Below are 18730 nucleotides of genomic sequence, written 5' to 3' on the forward strand. Positions count from 1 at the left end.
ATGAACTATGGGAAAAGTCATAGGTATCGATTTGGGAACTACAAACTCAGTAGTTGCTGTAATGGAAAATGGTCAACCGAAGGTAATCATCAATGCTGAGGGTATGACTACTACACCATCTGTGGTCGCTTTTACAGATAGTGGAGAAAGATTGGTGGGGATGCTTGCAAAAAGACAGGCTATAACCAACCATGAAAACACAATTTTTAGTATCAAACGATTGATTGGTAGAAAATATGATTCTGCCGAAGTGGCAAAAGCAAAATCGCTTCTGCCATACAAGATAGTTCCATCAGATAATAATGATGCCTGGGTGGAGGTAAGAGGTAAGAAGTATTCACCTCAAGAGATATCTGCTATGATCCTTCAGAAGCTTAAGAAGACTGCTGAGGATTACTTAGGGGAAACTGTTACCGAAGCAGTTATCACTGTCCCAGCTTATTTCAATGATGCACAGAGGCAGGCCACCAAGGATGCCGGTAGAATCGCCGGGCTTAATGTATTAAGAATTATTAATGAGCCAACAGCTGCTGCCCTTGCGTATGGTCTGGATAAGAAAAAAGATGAAAAGATTGCCGTGTACGACCTTGGAGGTGGTACATTTGATATCTCAATTCTGGAGCTTGGGGATGGTGTGTTTGAGGTAAAATCCACAAACGGAGATACGTTCCTTGGTGGGGATGATTTTGATCAGAGGATAATAGAGTGGCTTGTGGATGAATTTTTGAAAGAGACAGGTATAAATCTAAAGAATGACAAGATGTCTTTGCAGAGATTGAAGGAAGCTGCTGAAAAGGCAAAACATGAGCTTTCCACAGCTCTTGAAACTGAGATAAATCTGCCATTTATTACTGCAGATCAGACTGGACCAAAACATCTTGTGAAGAAGCTTACCAGGGCTAAATTGGAGTCCCTTGTAATGGATCTTGTGGAAAAAACACTTGAGCCATGCAGAAAAGCTCTAAACGATGCTGGTCTAACTGTAAAGGATATCGATGAGGTCATTCTTGTGGGTGGTATGACCAGGATGCCTCTTGTACAACAGAAAGTAAGGGAATTTTTTGGTAAAGAACCACACAAAGGTATCAATCCTGATGAGGTGGTGGCTATCGGTGCCGCAATTCAGGCTGGTGTATTGAAGGGTGAAGTGAAAGATGTTCTTCTGCTGGATGTTACTCCTCTGTCATTGGGTATTGAAACCCTTGGTGGAGTAATGACAAAAATTATAGAGAGAAACACCACCATTCCCACAAAGAAAAGCCAGATATTTACCACTGCTGCGGATAATCAGCCATCCGTTACTATCCATGTTCTTCAGGGTGAGAGGGAGATGGCTTCAGACAACAAATCTATAGGTAGATTTGATCTTGTGGGGATTCCACCTGCCCCAAGGGGTGTTCCTCAGATTGAGGTTACATTTGATATAGACGCAAATGGTATCTTGAGTGTTACCGCAAAGGATCTTGGTACTGGTAAGGAGCAGTCTATCAGAATTACCCCAAGTAGTGGTTTGACCGAGGAAGAGATCAAGAGAATGGTAAAAGAGGCGGAATTAAACGCTGAAGAGGATAGAAAGAAAAAAGAGCTTGCCGAACTTAGGAATCAGGCGGATACTTTGATATACACCACAGAAAAATCTCTAAGTGAGCATGGTTCTAAAATAGATGATACCACAAAACGGCAGATAAATGAGGCTTTGGATGAGCTTAAGAGGAATCAGACGAGCAATGATGCTGCTCTTATCAAGAGTTCTATTGAAAAACTTGCTCAAGTATCTCAAAAACTGGCGGAAGAGATCTACAAAACCTCAGCTGGTGGTGCTACAGGTGGTGAGTCAAATCCAGGTGGAGAACAGCCGAAGAAAGATAACGTGTACGACGCAGAATTTGAAGAAGTCAAAGATGATAAAAAGTAATAAAAAGAGGTGGGTGACCACCTCTTTTTTATTTTAAAACAGTATCGACGTGGGTGTGTTTTTTTCTTTTGTCTACGTTATCAGTTGCTTTTTGTAAATTTTTATGTTGTATTAGGCGCTACATTTTGTATAATTGTTTTGGGATATCTTTAGGAGGTTAGTTTGGCAAAGGATTACTATGAGATATTGGGTGTGAGTAGAAATGCTTCAGATGCAGAGATAAAAAAAGCTTTTAGACAGCTTGCACTGAAATACCATCCGGATAGAAACCCTGGAAATAAAGAGGCGGAAGAGAAATTCAGAGAGATAAATGAGGCGTACAGTGTATTGAGTGATCCCCAGAAAAGAGCCCAATACGATCAATATGGAAGAGTTCTGGATAGCAATCAGGGGTTTGCTGGAGATGACTTTGGTTTTTCCATTTTTGAGGAGTTTTTTGGGGATACTTTTGGTTCATTTTTTGGAGGTTCCACCAGAAATAAGAATAAGCCCAGAAAGGGCTCCAATATAGAGATGGAAGTTGAAATCGAGTTTGAAGAATCGGCAAAAGGTACCAAAAAGCAGATCGTTGTTCCCAAGACGGTTGTTTGTAAACGATGCGGTGGTACTGGTGCTGAGCCGGGTGCCATAATCACCTGTCCAAGATGCAACGGTACCGGTCAATTTGTTCAAAGGCAGGGGTTTTTCACAATGGCTACCCCATGTCCGGATTGTAGAGGTACTGGAAAGTTTGTGAAAGAGCTTTGTAATGAGTGCAAAGGTGAGGGCTCTGTCAGGGAGAGGAAAAGTCTTGAGATAAAGATTCCTGCGGGGATAGAAGATGAAATGATTTTGAGGGTTACCGGGGAAGGTAACAGCGGTATAAATGGTGGCCCTAATGGTGATCTTTTTGTGAAAATAAAAGTAAAGAAACATAAATTTTTCGTCAGAAAAGGTAGAGATCTACACCTTGATTTACCTATATCGTTTGTTGATGCAATACTTGGCAAAGAGATAAATATCCCAACCCTTGATGGTAGTGAAACCATTAAGATTAAGCCGGGCTCTCAGCCGGATGATACGATTGTTCTCAAGGGGAAAGGTTTTCAGGATGTAAATGGTTATGGGCTGGGAAATATGGTGATCACGCTTAAAGTGGTTTTACCCACTAATATCAATAAAAAACAGAGGGAACTGCTGGAAGAATTTGCAAAAAACTCCGACGAGGATACGTATAAAAAACATAAGTCTATTCTTGATAGGATAAAAGAGTTTTTTAGCTAAAAATAAATATACTTTTGTAGGTTAATAATGAAAAAGGATCGTGATTTAAAGAGTATTCTGGTGGTTGATGATGAAGAGAATCACCGCTTGATGCTGAAGATCAATCTGTCTGGTAAAGGGTATGATGTGGTGGAGGCAGCAAATGGATTTGAAGCCCTTTCCATTATTAATGATAATACCAATTTTGTTGCGATCCTTTTAGATATAAAAATGGAGATCATGGATGGTCTCACGTTCCTTTCAAAAATAAGGGGTATGGGGATAGATACTCCGGTCATAATGATATCAGCATTTGATAGCGCCGGATATGCCGTAAAGGCATTGAGACTGGGTGCAACGGACTATCTTACAAAACCTGTGGATATCGCTCAACTTCTAAATCTATTAGATAATATCGGGCATAAAGATGAGGTTAAACCTGTCTTAATTGACAATGAATACAAATTTTCTGGTATATACTCTGAAGATGGACTGGGGCGTATTATAACGCTACTTAAAATGGTTGCCCCAACAGATGCAACTGTACTCATCATGGGGGAATCCGGTACTGGTAAAGAGCTGATTGCAAGATCCATTCATGAAAACTCTCCAAGGTGCAAACATCCATTTGTGGCGGTAAATTGTGCAGCTTTAAATGAAAATATCATCGAGAGTGAGCTTTTTGGACATGAAAAAGGTGCTTTTACCGGCGCTATTGCCCAAAAAAAAGGGAAATTTGAGTTGGCGGATAAAGGTACAATTTTTCTGGATGAGATAGGGGAGATGCCCCTAAAAACTCAGGTGAAGCTTCTCAGGGTGATACAGGAGAAGAGTATTGAGAGGGTGGGTGGAGAGAAGAGTATAAAGGTGGATGTCAGAATAATCGCAGCCACCAACAGAGACCTGAAAAGGATGGTGGAAAGTGGGGATTTTAGAGAGGATCTTTTTTTTAGGTTAAACGTATTTCCTATAAAATTGCCACCTTTGAGGGAGAGAAAAAGTGAGATACCACTCCTTTTGGATTATTTCATAAAGCGATTTTCGGAGAAGATTGGTAAAAGTGTCAAGGGGTATTCCGATACATTTTTAAACAAACTCAAAAGTTATACTTTTCCGGGGAACGTCCGGGAGCTTGAAAATATCATAGAGAGGGCTGTTATCCTTGCCCGTGGGGATATTCTGGAGGGTTATGACCTACCTGAATTTAATGAGAAGCTGGTGGGGGATACAGATCTTGATATCAAAAATAATGAAAAACAGCTTATATTAAAAGCGCTTGAAGAGGCAAGGTATAATAAGACAAAAGCGGCGGAAATCCTGGGTATATCCAGAAGAACCCTGCATAACAAAATAAAAGAATACGACTTAGAGGTGTAGTAATGGCAAAGGAAAAACCATGGGGGGGCAGGTTTGAGCTTTCCACAGATAAGCTTGCGGAAGAGTTTAATGCATCTATACATTTTGATAAAAATCTGTATAGTTATGATATAGAGGGTAGTATTGTCCACGCAAAAATGCTTGCAAAACAGGGGATAATAGAGCAGAGGGAGTGTGAATTAATTATAAAAGGTTTGAAGCAGGTAAAGGATGAGATAGATAAAGGTGAGTTTGTATTTAAAACTGAAGATGAAGATATACATATGGCGGTGGAGAAAAGATTAAGTAAGATAATTGGACCTGTTGCTGGGAAGCTCCATACTGCCAGAAGTAGAAACGATCAGGTGGCGACAGATTTTAGACTATACGTAAGAGATCAGATAGATAATATAAAAAAGGCTATACTGGATTTGCTAGGTGTTATAATTGCAAAAGCAGAGGACAACATAGATCTGATTATGCCCGGCTATACCCACCTTCAGACGGCTCAGCCGATACTTTTTTCCCATTGGATTATGGCTTATTTTCATATGCTTTATAGAGACTATACAAGGTTTGACGATTGTGGAAAAAGGTTAAACTACTCCCCACTGGGATCAGGTGCACTTGCCGGAACTACATTTCCTATAGATAGAGATTTTACAGCCAGAGAGCTTGGATTTACCGCTCCTACTGAAAATAGTATAGACTCTGTGAGTGATAGAGATTTTGCTCTTGAATTTATGTCGGCGGCTTCCATCTGCCAGATGCACCTCTCCAGGTGGGCGGAGGAGCTTATAATTTTTTCATCGTCAGAATTTAAATTTATAGAATTTTCCGATGATTTCTGCACCGGGAGCAGTATCATGCCACAGAAAAAAAATCCGGATATGGCAGAGTTGATAAGGGGGAAAACGGGTAGAGTATATGGTAATCTAATCTCTCTTCTAACAACGATGAAAGGGTTACCCCTTGCCTACAATAAAGATATGCAGGAGGATAAAGAGCCTGTTTTTGATACAGTCAATACATTATTAACCTCCCTTAGGATATTTGCTCCGATGATATCAAAGGTCACTTTAAATAAAGAGAAGATGTACAGATCTGCCCAACTGGGGTATTCCACAGCTACCGATTATGCTGATTATCTCGTGACAAAAGGTGTTCCATTCAGGGATGCCCATCATATTGTGGGGGAGACGGTGGTTTACGCTATCAAAGCGGGTAAAGACCTTTCGGAGCTTACGGTTGATGAATTCAGGCAGTTTACCGATAAAGTGGATGAAAGTATTTATAGTATTGTTAACGTGGAGAGTTGTATAGAAAAACGAAAAAGCTATGGTGGTACAGCTAAAAGTGCTGTGGTTGAGCAGATACAAAATGCTAAAAAGGTTTTAAATTCGATTAGTAAGGCTTAGAAAAAGATTTTAGCGGGGGTTCCCCCGCTTTTTTTTATTAATATTATTGATTTTTTATAATGAAATAAATTATAAAAAAAATATACTACAGAAATTTTTGTTTTGTATTATACTATAAGTATAACAAATGATAAGGAGTTGATTATGAAAAATCCATTTATGATGGTGTTAATAATAATAACGATGTTTACAAATGCCTTTGCAGAAGCTCAGAGTTATACCCATTCGGTAAAAAAGATCCTTGGATCCAGTCAATCTTTTGATGATGCTAAGGTTGCTGCGGTGGCGGATGCTAAAAGGGAGATTATTGAAAAGGCTGGCACCTATATAGAGTCTTTGACCATTGTGCAGGATGGGGAACTCAAAAAAGATGAGATATCTGCAATGGCTCTGGGTGTCATGAAAACGGAGATTATCTCCGTAAAAAAAGGGATGGAAGGTGATGCAATATTTATAGAGGTCACTGTGAGATCAGAAGTGGATGTTAATTCTTTAAAAGATAAAATAAATGCTGTTAAGTCAGATAAATCCACTTTAGCGCAGTATCAACAATTTCAGAAAAATATGAGTGAACTGCTGAATAAATTCAAAGAACTCGAAAAAAAGAACCAGCAACTGGAAAGTGAGATGAAGATAATTACTGCCCAGAAAAGTATAAAAACTTCAAATAATTATGCAACTAATAGTGAAAAGAAAAAAATAGATAGCATCAAAAAAGAGCAGGACAAAGTAAATGTTGAATTTAAAATGGTGGCCAACAAACTTGAATCGGATTCGTGGGCGGAAAAAGCAAATGCTTTGTGGGATGGGAATGATTATTCGGATAAAAAACTTGCTATGTATTACTTCGATAAGGCTATTGAGCTAAATCCTGAATCTGATGTTGCTTATTTGGGTAAAGGGCTTGTCTACTATGGAATGAAAGATTATACCAATGCACTTAAGGCTTACAATAAAGCGATTTCTATCAATCCGACATATGCTTATGCTTATAATAATAGAGCTCTTGTCTATTTTTATCTAAAAAATTATAATGCAGCAAAATATGATTACTCAAAAGCCATAAATTATGACCCAAACTATGCCCTTGCGTATAACAACCGTGGGCTTTTATATTATGAAATAGGAGATTACAAATCATCACTTGAAGATTTTAATAAATCTATTGAGCTTAATCCCAATTATACACCTGTTTATTATAGCAGAGGACTTACAAAGTATTTTCTTAAAGATTACTACGGATCTATAAATGACTATTCCACTGCTATAAATCTTAAGACTGATTATGCTAATGCTTATGTTGGAAGAGGACTTGATTATTATATGATTAACGATTACAGCAAAGCTTTAGCAGATTACAGTAAAGCAATCGAGCTCGATCCCAATAACCATATAGCATATTTTGATAGAGGGATATTATACTACAATCAAAACAAATTAGATCTTGCAAAAAATGACTTTAGAAAAACTTTAGAAATAGAGCCGAATTATAATTTGGGTTCTTATGCAGAACTTTTGAGTGATACAAATCTAAACAAGGGGAATGAAACAAGAGGTCAGGATCCTTTTTCAATATCCAAAACGGGTAAACAATATTTTGATAAGGGGAAAGAACTGTTGCAAAAAGGTGAATATGGCACTGCTATTTTAGAATTTTCGAAAGTTTTAAGGGAGAATCCAAACTACATCGATGCTTATATAAACATTGGTATGGCATACGAATTTTCAGAAGATTATAATCAGGCAATGGCAAATTACAACAAAGCATTGTCAATAGTACCTGGTGACTATCTTGCTTTGTTCAATAGAGGTGTAGTATTGTACAAACAGGTAAAATATGATCTTGCCGCAAGAGATCTATTAGATACGATAAGAGCAAAGCCTGATCACCTTGATGCCCATATCTATCTTGGTAAGATAATGCGTGAGAAGAAGTTTTATGATGATGCATTAAATTATTTTAATAAAGCTATTGCAATAAATCCTTCTGATTATTGGGGGTATTTCGAAAAAGGTAATGTGCTGATGGATATAAAAGATTATGCCAATGCCATAAAGGAGTTTTCAAATGCAGTAAGTAGTAAGAATAATTATACTGAAGCCTATATCAATAGGGGGCTTAGCTATGAATATTCTAATGATTTTGAAATGGCAAAATTCGACTATACAAAAGCCATAGAGATATCACCGGATTACTATCTTGGTTACTATAATAGAGCTATTTTATACTTCAATATGAAACAGTATCCTTCTGCACTGATCGATTTTAAGAAAACATTGGAACTAAATCCTGATCATTCTACTGCTATTGGTTATGTAGGGGATATTTATTACAATACTGCAAATTACAAAGAGGCTATAAAATATTACAATCAGGCATTATCTTTAAACCCTCAGGATCAATACTCGCTGGAGAGTAGAGGGTCAGCATATCTATTTTTAGATAATTCCGCTAAGGGTTGTGATGATTTGAAAAACGTATGTGAATTGGGGCAGTGTAAAAAGTATGATGATGCCGTGAAAGGTGGTAGATGTAAATAGGTAATTTTAAGATGTGGGTTTACCCCACCTTAAATTTTAGTTAAAGATATTTGATTTTTTCCCGAATTAAAAATTGTTTGTATTCTAAACAAATTTTGGTTGAAAAATTTCTGTTTAATGGTTATAATCAAATGTGTACAATAGATGGTGGAGGTTTTATGGGTAGATTTAAGCTTGGTTTGAAGTTTAAAATTTTGTTTCCAGTAATAACTGGTATTCTATTAATTGTTGTTTTAAATTTATATAGTAGATACACAACCAGTATTGAAAAACTTATGAGCAATATAAAAAATGAATCTATGCAGGTAAATCTTGCCTTCAATACCCTTTTGGAGGAGAATCTAAGCAGTATTAAAAAAGCTGTGGAGGTAATATCTTTAAACCATGAGTATGCCAAATATACAGCTGATCGAGATAGGGAAGCTCTTTTAAAAGCTTTAGGAAATTATTATAAGAGCATAAAAGCTGATATAGATCAGTTTCAGTTTCATACCCCCGATGCCAAGACGATATTACGATTTCATCATCCTGAACAATATGGTGATGACTTGAGTAAGTTTAGAAGAACGGTTGTAAAGGCTAATCAGGAAAAACATCCTGTCATTGGTCTTGAAGTGGGTAAATCAGGTTTTGGGATGAGGGTGGTTTATCCGGTTTTTTACAATGGTGATCATGTGGGGAGTGTGGAGTTTGGTTCCAAGCCGGATGAGATATTGTCAAAGATTCAAAAACAGTTTGGTATAGAATATGCTGTTGGTATTAAGGATGAAGTATTTAAATCTGCCGGGAGAAAGGATTCCGATAAGGATGTTAAAAAAGATGGTATAGTATATTATACTTTCCATGGGGATAGAATCAAGGATGCCATAAACCTATTTTCTGGTGAGAAACTCTACAAAATAGCTGACAGGAAATATTATCTTTCTACTATACCACTTGTGGATTTTGCAGGTCAGAATATAGGTCATATCATTGTGGCGAAAGATTATACTGATGTCATTAATAAAAGTAACAATCAAATATATAATGCTATTCTTATATCATCGTTACTTTCTCTTGCTGTGGTTGTTTCGTTGCTTATTGTAATAAATAGGGTAATGAGACCCATCAAAGAGTTTGTAAATATTGCTAAAGAGCTTGCCCAAGGTGATGGGGATTTCTCCAAAAGGATACCCCAAAAAGTCCCAGATTTTTCCGCAATGACTGGTATTACAGATGATTCTTTGGCCCAAAAGGTGAAAGATAGACCCTGCTGGGTAATGATAGGTGATTATGCTGAGGAGAGGGTATGTCCCCTTCTAAGGAATAGTCAGGTTAGATCCTGTGAGGAGTGTAAGGTTTTCAACAGTCGGTGCACAGATGAGATATGCCAGATGGCTACATGGTTTAACATTTTTATAGAAGTAACTGAAAGGTCTTTTATGAAAATCATGAGAAGAGTAACCGGACTGGTGGAAAATGCCCCGCTTATGTGGCAATCGGCTTACAACCTTACGGATAAGAATGAGAAAAACTCCCAGATGGCCATGCAAACAGCCACCGCCGGTGAAGAGATGTCGAGTACAATTGCTGAGATATCAAACGGTGTGGATGAGATGCGAAACAAATCAAATGAAACACAACATCTTGCTATAGAAGGTAGCAGTCTTGTGGCGGAATCCACAACCTATTCCGACGATGTACAGAATGCATTTAGTAATCTTAAAAGTAATATAAATGAGCTTATCGAAAATGCCAATAGAATAGGGGCAGTGGTGGGGGTCATAAACGACATATCAGAGCAGACAAACCTACTGGCACTTAATGCTGCCATTGAGGCGGCAAGGGCAGGAGAGCACGGTAGAGGGTTTGCAGTGGTTGCCGATGAGGTGAGGAAGCTTGCGGAGAAAACCCAGAAATCTACAAAAGAGATCGAGCATATGATCCGGGAGATGCAGTTTAAGGTGAAGAATGTGGGGAAAGGGGTGGAGGAATCCTCCAGCTCAGTTCAAAAACAGTATGAAATAGCCCAAAAAACTCAGGAGGGGTTTAACGTAATTCTATCTTCAATAGATGAGCTTAATCAAACTATCAATACAATTGCCACTGCTCTGGAAGAGCAGACTAAGGCCACTGCGGAGATTGCCCAGAGTATGACTAATATTTCGGAGTCTACATCCAGCTCTATGGAAAACATGAAGGATCTCACCACAAAGATACAAACTATCCTTGGTGAGGCTTCATCAGTGATCGGGATGCTCAATTCATATAAGTATAGTGCTAAAGGAGTCGTTTTTGTGAGGGCAAAGCTTGCTCACTTGGAGTTTATGAATAAACTATATGATGCAATAGTGTTTAAAAAACCATATGATGTTGTAGATCATAGACATTGTAATTTTGGTGTCTTTTATTATTCTGATGGTATAAAAGAGTTTGGATCAGATTTCGATTTCAAAGCTTTGGAGCCATATCATATTAAGGTTCATGACCTTGGTAAAAAAGCTATGGAATTTATAAAAAATGGTAGATTTGATAATGCATTTAATACAGTTAAAGAGATGGAGGAACCATTAGCTTTACTTAAAAAACATCTTGACAATCTGATAAGAAGATATGTATAGCTTTTGTATGGACAGTGAATCTTTGGTAGTTTGAAAAATATGCGGTATTTGAATGAATAAGTTTGATCTGGATGCATTTACGTATGATGAAAACCCTATGCATGTTGAAAGGGGTAAAGCTATTGCAGAAAAGATAAAACAGTCCCTTGATATCGGTAGAGATTGGGTAATTGCGGATTTTGGCTGTGGGACAGGGCTCTTGGGGATCAATTTTATAGAGCAGGTGAAATGTATTGATATGATAGATACATCCGAAAATATGCTTAAGTTTTTATCAGATAAGATACAAAATCAAGGTTTCAAGGATGTTTATCCTGTAAGGATGGACATCCTTGCTGATAGATTACCTGCGGAGAAATATAATCTGATAGTTACGTTGATGGCTTTTCATCACATAAAAAGTATCCCTGAAGCACTAATGAAACTTGCTTTTATGATCAAACAAGGTTTTTATCTTGCAATTTCAGATCTTGATATTGAAGATGGTAGCTATCATCCCGGTGAACAGCCCCCTCATTTTGGTATAGATCAGGTATTTCTGATTAAATCTGCATTGGATGCTGGGTTTTATTTACATCATATCTCAGTGCCATATGTGGTATCTAAAAACAATAAGAATTACCCTATCTTTTTACATATATACCAGAAGAGGTAGACCATGTCAAATATAGAGAGATTACACAAAATCGCTAAACTGAAAAATAAGGAGAATGAACTACCTGACTATGTCCTTGAAAAGATTCTGAATATCAAAGCTGGGGATTACCTTTTGATTGATGAGCTGATAGAAAAAGTGGAATATTTTAATAGTGAAGCGGGTATGGGATGTTTTTCAGAAGGTTATTCCGTGTCAGATATTGAAAAGACGCTTAAAAAGTTTGACGTATAGAATTTTTAAATGTGTGACCCAGGTTTTTGCATATAGTTATATCAACTTCACTTGATTTTTGCTTAATAAAGGTTTATTAAAAGTCATGTTTACCTTAAGAGGCAGACTTATTTTTCTGATGCTGTTTTTATACGTTCTAATTGCCATTTCTCTTTTTGTAATAAGTCAACAATCCCAAAAAGCTCTGATAGATGAGATTAATGATAATATAGAGGACCTTACAAAGGCCATCCAGATTAGTGTCCAGAATTTGACATCAGAAAATCTTGATTCCCAGAATCAGGTGGAGGAGCTTGTAAAAAAGTTTCGTAAAAAAGGTGTTACTGAGGTGTCTATTCTTTCGGATGAAAGGGAGATATTAGCCAGCTCTGATCCTAAAAAGGTGGGCAAACATATCAATAAAAATATAAACACAGATTTTCTCATAAAAGCTGAGCTTGGATCTAAAAGTTTAAATGAAAAGATTAAAGAGATCAATCTTCCTATAATTATTGGTGATGAAAAGTACGGATATGTGAATCTTGTCTTGCATCTGGATACTTATACAGAGATACAGAAAAAACATTTTAAAATGAGACTGATTATCACTCTGGGCATATTCTTCGTGGGTACCATCCTGATCGTTATTCTTGCTACCCAGTATGTAAAACCTATAAATAAATTGGTGGAATCCACCATAAAAGTATCCAATGGGGAGCTTGTTCCTATACAAATAAGTGGGTTAAATGCCACTCCGGAGATAAGGCTATTGGTCAATAATTTCAATGATATGATTGTAAAAATAAAGGAGCGTTTTGAATTGGAGAAGCAGCTGGAGGAGATGTCTCATCTGTACAAGGTGGGGCAGCTTTCATCTGCAATTGCACACGAGATAAAAAATCCTCTGAATTTCATCAATCTTGCAATTAATCAGGTAAAAGATGAACTAAAAGAGAAAAATTACGACCCAAATTTGATAAATATGCTTAAAATGGTGGAGGACGAAGTAAAAAGGATCTCAGACCTCCTGGTGAACTTCCTAGAATATGGAAAACCTATTAGGCTTGAATGGCAGAGATGTTCAATTAAAGAGATTATGGATTCGCTTTATAAAATTGTATACTTAAAAATGAAAGATAGCGAAATCAAACTACTGTTTGATATACCTGAAGATTTTATATTTAATTGTGATAAAGAAAAGATTATGGGGGGGTTACTCAACCTTTTGATAAATTCTGTAGAGTCTATAGGTAAGAAAGGGGAAATAAAAGTAAGGGCCCATCGTGAAGGGAATTCTGTTTTTATAGAAGTTTTAGATAATGGCAAGGGTATACCTCAAAGTATAAAGGAGAGGATCTTTGAACCTTATGTATCCACAAAATCTACAGGGATGGGTCTTGGTCTTGCCTTCACCAGAAGAATTATTGAAGAGCATGGGGGGAAGATATATTTAGATGATAGTTATAAAGATGGAGCAAAATTTGTTATAGAGTTGCCTTATGAGTGAACACAAAATTTTAATAGTGGATGATGAGCCTAAGCAGAGGGAGATCTTATCCTATATACTTACAAAAGAGGGGTACACCGTCTTAACCTCTGCTGATACTGAAACAGCCCTTGAACTGATGAATGAAGAGCCTGACATGGTGATCACAGATCTTTTACTACCCGGGAAAAATGGTATCGATTTTTTGGAAGAAGCTTTAAAAAGATTTCCAGATACGACGATAGTAATAATAACTGGGCATGGTAGCATTGATACAGCTGTGACATCGATCAAAAAAGGGGCATTTGACTACATTCAAAAGCCTCTCAGTAAAGAGGTAGTTTTACTTACTGTAAAAAAAGGGTTAGAACGGACACGGTTATTAAAAGAGAGAAAACTTTTGTACAGTCAATTAAAGCATAAGGAGGCTTTCGGGGACTTTGTCGGGGAGCATCCTTTATTCAAACAGGCAATCGGTGCAATTATTAAAATAGCTGATGTTGACACGAATGTTTTAATCACAGGAGAAAGTGGGACGGGTAAGGATATTGCAGCTCAATATATTCATAAATTGAGCAATCGAAAGGATAAACCATTCATCCCTGTGAACTGCGCAGCCATTCCGGAGACGCTTATAGAAAGTGAACTTTTTGGATATGAGAAGGGGGCATTTACAGGTGCTGTAGCAAGAAAGAAGGGGATATTTGAGTCAGCCTCTGGTGGGACCATATTTTTGGATGAGATCTCTGAAATATCACCTATGGTACAGGCCAAACTTTTGAGATTAATTCAAAATAAGGAGATTTTACCCCTTGGTAGCAGTAGCCCCATAAAGATAGATGTCAGAATTGTTGCCGCCACAAACAAAAACCTTGAAGAACAGGTTAGACTGGGAAATTTTAGGCAGGATCTATTTTATAGACTGAATGTTTTTACAATCAGGATGCCTTCTCTCAGGGAAAGGACCAGTGATATTCCGCTTCTCGCCAATTATTTTTTGCAAAAGTATAAATATCTTTCTAAAGGTGAAGAAAAGTATTTTAGTAAAAATGCTATAAAAGTCATCCTGGACTGTCCATGGTATGGGAATGTGAGGGAATTGGAGTCTTTTATCCAGAAGGTGATTATTATGTCTGAAGGGGCGGAGATATCAGAGAACGATGTGAAACAATTTTTAGATTATGATAATTCATCCATTAATTCCAGACCAAAAAGTGAATATGTGAATAATGAAAGTAAAAGCCTTGAAGATATCGAAAAGGAGCTAATTGAGAATGCCTTGAGGGAAACTGGAGGTAATATAACTAAAGCGGCGAAAAAGTTGGGTTTAACTTTTAGAACGCTGCAATATAGAATTGGGAAATATGGAATAAAAAAGTGAGTTCAATGTTTAAGGTTCAACGTTGGATGATTGTTAAGTAGTATGGGGGTGGGGAAGTTGCAATTTGTGGTGTTGTGTGTGGTTTAATTGGTTAACTTTTTGGTGTGGTTTTACACCATTTGGTGTAGTTGTGTTATGGTGTAAAATAGAAAAAATATATTTTACAATAGATTATCTGAAATGTTATATTGGCATCCATTTTGCATGATTTAAATAGCTTAAAAAAGCATAATATAATAATGGAGGATTTACAATGAAAAAATTAGTATCTGCTATTCTTGCAACACTTCTTTTTGCTTCTTTTGCTATGGCTGCTGATAATGCACCAGCAAAAAAACCAGCTAAAAAAGCTGCTAAAAAAGCTGAAGTTGCTGCTCCAGCTGACAATGCTGCTCCAGCTGATAACGCTGCACCAGCTAAAAAGCCAGCTAAAAAGGCAGCTAAAAAGCCAGCTAAAAAAACTGCACCAGCTGACAACGCTGCTAAGTAATCAGCTGAAGCTTAGATATTAAAAAAGGGGGATATCCCCCTTTTTTTATTTTACAAATTCCACAAATCGGCAATTGTATCCATCGGTAGTCTTTATTCCCTGTTCATCTTTTTCGACGATTTTTATCCTGTCTTTTACAGGGATTACCATCCTTCCTCCTATTGCTAACTGATTTAGAAGATCTTCAGGTATAGAGTCTCCTGAGGCTGTAACTATTATTTTATCATAAGGGGCGTACTCATTCCAACCGATATGCCCATTATCCACCTTAAATTTTATATTTTTTCTATGCAATCTCTTCAGTGTCAGGGATGCCTTATAGCTAAGCTGTGGAATCCTTTCCACTGTATAAACCATTTCTGATAGAAAAGATAATATCCCACATTGAAATCCAGATCCAGTGCCTATTTCCAGCACTTTGTCATTTTCTGATGGCTTGAGGAGATATGTCATATAAGCAACTGTGGAGGGTTTTGATATCGTTTGGCCATAACCTATCGGCAGGGCATTGTCCTCAAATGCAATCCTCTGGAAAGCCTCATCGACGAATCTGCTTCTGGGGCAGTTTAAAAAGGCCTCTATGATCCTTTCATCAAAATTGCAATTTGGGCCGACGATCTCTTTAATATACTTTTCTGGTATCTTCATCAGAGTACTATCTGGGTTCCTATCCCTTTGTCTGTAAAAATTTCAAGTAAAACAGAATGCAGAATCCTTCCATCTATTATATGTACCTTTTTTACCCCACCTAAAAGTGCAGATTTTACAGAATCCATTTTTGGTAACATTCCTCCGTATATGATATTGTTATTTTTTAAATCTTCTATCTCTGATACGCTTAAAGATGAAATCAGATTACCATCTTTATCCAGCACCCCTTTTACGTCTGTCAAAAGTATCAGTTTTTCTGCACCCACAGCCGAAGCCACGGCACCAGCCACAAGATCTGCATTGATATTATAAGGCTCAAAATCTTCCCCAATCCCCACCGGTGCGATTACTGGTATATACTCATTTGAAATAAGGCTTAGAACATCTGAATTGACATATTTAACCTTTCCTACGTGACCTAAATCGATTATTTCTGGTGTTTTGTAGAAGGACTCCTCTTCTATGTAGAGTTTTTCAGCCAGTATTAAATTTCCATCTTTTCCGGATAAGCCTATTGCTTTTCCCCCATTTCTATTTATGAGACTTACGATATTCTTATTCACCAGCCCCACAAGTACCATTTCAACTACATTCATCGTTTCTTTATCGGTGACCCTCATACCAGATACGAATGTGCTTTGTATATTTAATTTTTTTAGCATTTCACCGATCTGAGGCCCCCCACCGTGCACTATAATTGGGTTTATGCCAACGTATTTTAAAAGAACTATATCCCTTGCAAAGTTATTTTTAAGATCCTCATCTGCCATTGCATGCCCACCGTATTTAATTACAATGGTTTTACCGTAAAATCTTCTGATATACGGCAGGGCCTCAATCAGTACGGAAGCTTGTTCGATCAACTTTTCCATATCTATAATCTCCTTAATCTATTTAAAATAATTATCCCAACTATAAGTAAAATGGCTATGGTGTAAAGAGCTATTGTGAAATTACCTGTTTTATCATACACATACCCTGCAAAGATAGGTGCAAGGGCTCCTGGGATATTTGAAGAAAAAAGTAAACCGTAAACTATTCCAACATTTTCAGCACCCCAGATTTTAGCCACAGTTCCGGCGTACATCACAAGTACACCCCCATAGTTTAACCCTGTAAGTATTGCAAAAATCTGTAACCCTGTGGCGCCATTCAACATAATTGGGGAAAGAAACAGTATTATTGCCTGAAAAAAAAGGTTTAGCTGAAGTGATCTAATATAATCAAATCTATCAAATAAAGCCCCCCAGGATACCCTTCCCAAAGCATTGAATATTGCAAAAAAAGCAACAGCACTTACACCAGCTGTCATCGAAGCTGTTTTAGATAGCTCTTTGATATTGGCATTTACTGCAAATCCCGCAGCAAGTCCAACAAACATTGCAAAATAAAGAGTGAGAAATTTTTTGTCTATTAAGAGTTCTCTGTATTTTATTGGTAAATTGATAGCCTGAGTGTCGTTTGTGGGGGGATTTTTCATGAAAAAACCGGCTAAGATGATTAAAATCAGAAAAATAAAACCTAAGACTCTGAAAACCTGAAACGGTGTCCATCCATTAGCGATGAGTGTGCCCCCTAAAAAGCTCACCAAAGCAGCACCGCCCCCAAACCCTGCAACAGCAATCCCAGTAATGAATCCTTTTTTATTTGGAAACCATTTTATACATGTGGAAATGGGAACGATATAGGCTATACCTGCCCCCAGACCAGCTATTAAGCCATTTCCCAGAATGGTAAAGATAAAATTGTTGCCACCGAAGGATGAAATAATCCATCCTGCACCGAAAAGTGTACCACCCACGATGGTGGAGATTTGGGGTCCAAGTTTTTTTAAGATCTTTCCGGATATTATCATGGTAGCAGGAAAGATGAAGTAAAATACGGAAAAAGGTAACTGTGCCTGTGCCTGTGATATATTGAGTATTGCTTTGATATCCTTAACGTATACCGACCAAGAATATGTGGCACCTAAACAGAGTTGCATAACCACGGCAAAGACAAGTATAAGGTAACCCATAATTCCTCCTGGTTAAATTTTGCAGCGATGATTTATAAAGCTTAATTTGCTATTATTATTCTCCTCTCAAGCCCTTTCTTCATCAATTTCATGCCACCCCCCTTTGAAAGGGCAGATTTTGTATAGTTTACATCTATTACCTTCGAACCTGCAATGGTGCCGTATTTTGAGAGGGATATGGATAGTGGGGTGGAAGCACCCAAAAAAATAACCTTTTTGTAATCATCCACAAAGCTTAAAAAATCTTCTGTAGTTTTGTTTATAAAGGTTGTACCACTGATAATTACGATATCTGATTTTGGTATAATTAATTTTGCATATCCAGGGTTAAACGTATCGGGATAATTTTTCAGTTCGAAAACGTACAGCTCTTTTACAATCGGTTTAATCTGGTTCTCTACTGGCTTAAAATATCCCACCATCGATACAGTTTTACCATTAAAATCGATAATCTCACTTATATCTTCATATGAGGGATAGCCGTTGTCCAGTACTGAGTTTATCGTGGCTAAACCTATTGCGGACTCCAGGAGGCCATTGGAAAATACCCACTTAGCAACTTCTAATGCATTTTTACCTATAAAAAAATTGTCGGTGGCATTACAGCCCCCCGGGATTGAATTCCTGAAAGTATATGCCACACCTGCACCTGCTTCTGTCTCCACAAGGGTGTATCCTAATCCGATGACGTAATCCAATATAGTGAGATCTTTTAATTTATCTGAGGCTTCTTCAAAAATATCTTTTATCAATAGATTCATAGTA

15 protein-coding genes and 2 pseudogenes are annotated in these 18730 nt (G+C 37.4%); 13 read left to right on the top strand and 4 right to left on the bottom strand.

The window, feature by feature from the left end; all coding sequences use genetic code 11:
* Window positions 1-7 precede the first annotated feature (7 nt).
* From dnaK to ACP5Q2_RS00520, 13 genes and pseudogenes are all read left to right on the top strand, one after another.
* Window positions 8-1915, top strand: a complete 1908-nt coding sequence (gene dnaK, locus ACP5Q2_RS00460; RefSeq protein ID WP_428096118.1) for a molecular chaperone DnaK — start codon at window positions 8-10, stop codon at window positions 1913-1915.
* Between the two features lie 162 nt (window positions 1916-2077).
* Entirely contained in the window at window positions 2078-3178 is a 1101-nt protein-coding gene (dnaJ, locus tag ACP5Q2_RS00465; RefSeq protein ID WP_424604608.1) for a molecular chaperone DnaJ, read from the top strand.
* A gap of 27 nt (window positions 3179-3205) precedes the next feature.
* The gene (locus ACP5Q2_RS00470; RefSeq protein ID WP_424604609.1) at window positions 3206-4534 is read left to right on the top strand and encodes a sigma-54-dependent transcriptional regulator; all 1329 of its coding nucleotides are present in this window, start codon (window positions 3206-3208) and stop codon (window positions 4532-4534) included.
* A gap of 2 nt (window positions 4535-4536) precedes the next feature.
* Entirely contained in the window at window positions 4537-5931 is a 1395-nt protein-coding gene (argH, locus tag ACP5Q2_RS00475; RefSeq protein WP_428096120.1) for an argininosuccinate lyase, read from the top strand.
* 144 nt (window positions 5932-6075) lie between these two features.
* The gene (locus ACP5Q2_RS00480) at window positions 6076-8472 is read left to right on the top strand and encodes a tetratricopeptide repeat protein (protein ID WP_428096122.1); all 2397 of its coding nucleotides are present in this window, start codon (window positions 6076-6078) and stop codon (window positions 8470-8472) included.
* Between the two features lie 299 nt (window positions 8473-8771).
* Window positions 8772-9458, top strand: a pseudogene (locus tag ACP5Q2_RS00485) (cache domain-containing protein); the annotation flags it as partial.
* Window positions 9459-10067: 609 nt separating this feature from the next.
* Window positions 10068-10562 (top strand): annotated as a pseudogene (locus ACP5Q2_RS00490) (methyl-accepting chemotaxis protein); the annotation flags it as partial.
* A gap of 216 nt (window positions 10563-10778) precedes the next feature.
* Entirely contained in the window at window positions 10779-11072 is a 294-nt protein-coding gene (locus ACP5Q2_RS00495; RefSeq protein WP_428096952.1) for a CZB domain-containing protein, read from the top strand.
* A 52-nt stretch (window positions 11073-11124) separates the two neighbouring features.
* Window positions 11125-11727: a class I SAM-dependent DNA methyltransferase gene (locus ACP5Q2_RS00500; protein ID WP_428096123.1), complete on the top strand. Its 603-nt coding sequence runs from the start codon at window positions 11125-11127 to the stop codon at window positions 11725-11727.
* Window positions 11728-11730: 3 nt separating this feature from the next.
* Complete coding sequence (locus tag ACP5Q2_RS00505; protein WP_424604613.1) at window positions 11731-11961, top strand: GSU3529 family protein; 231 nt, start codon at window positions 11731-11733, stop codon at window positions 11959-11961.
* 85 nt (window positions 11962-12046) lie between these two features.
* A complete protein-coding gene (locus ACP5Q2_RS00510; protein WP_428096125.1) occupies window positions 12047-13447 on the top strand; it encodes an ATP-binding protein in 1401 nt (466 codons plus the stop codon).
* Window positions 13440-14807, top strand: a complete 1368-nt coding sequence (locus tag ACP5Q2_RS00515; RefSeq protein WP_428096126.1) for a sigma-54-dependent transcriptional regulator — start codon at window positions 13440-13442, stop codon at window positions 14805-14807. The genes ACP5Q2_RS00510 and ACP5Q2_RS00515 overlap by 8 nt, the downstream gene beginning before the upstream one ends.
* A 253-nt stretch (window positions 14808-15060) precedes the next feature.
* A complete protein-coding gene (locus tag ACP5Q2_RS00520) occupies window positions 15061-15297 on the top strand; it encodes a hypothetical protein (RefSeq protein ID WP_428096128.1) in 237 nt (78 codons plus the stop codon).
* Window positions 15298-15342: 45 nt separating this feature from the next.
* Here ACP5Q2_RS00520 and ACP5Q2_RS00525 read toward each other — a convergent pair whose 3' ends face one another.
* Genes ACP5Q2_RS00525 through ACP5Q2_RS00540 form a run of 4 tightly spaced genes read right to left on the bottom strand, consistent with a single transcriptional unit; the run spans window position 15343 to window position 18726 of the window.
* Window positions 15343-15945: a protein-L-isoaspartate(D-aspartate) O-methyltransferase gene (locus ACP5Q2_RS00525; protein ID WP_428096130.1), complete on the bottom strand. Its 603-nt coding sequence runs from the start codon at window positions 15943-15945 to the stop codon at window positions 15343-15345.
* The gene (argB, locus tag ACP5Q2_RS00530) at window positions 15945-16820 is read right to left on the bottom strand and encodes an acetylglutamate kinase (RefSeq protein WP_428096131.1); all 876 of its coding nucleotides are present in this window, start codon (window positions 16818-16820) and stop codon (window positions 15945-15947) included. Before argB ends, ACP5Q2_RS00525 begins: the two co-directional genes overlap by 1 nt.
* A 2-nt stretch (window positions 16821-16822) precedes the next feature.
* On the bottom strand, window positions 16823-17965 hold the full coding sequence (locus ACP5Q2_RS00535; RefSeq protein ID WP_424604619.1) for an MFS transporter: 1143 nt from the start codon (window positions 17963-17965) through the stop codon (window positions 16823-16825).
* 41 nt (window positions 17966-18006) lie between these two features.
* Window positions 18007-18726: a Rossmann-like domain-containing protein gene (locus ACP5Q2_RS00540; RefSeq protein WP_424604620.1), complete on the bottom strand. Its 720-nt coding sequence runs from the start codon at window positions 18724-18726 to the stop codon at window positions 18007-18009.
* Between the last annotated feature and the right edge of the window lie 4 nt (window positions 18727-18730).

Origin of the sequence: Calditerrivibrio sp. (genome assembly GCF_049968475.1) — a bacterium.
Taxonomy (GTDB): Bacteria; Chrysiogenota; Deferribacteres; order Deferribacterales; family Calditerrivibrionaceae; genus Calditerrivibrio; species Calditerrivibrio nitroreducens_A.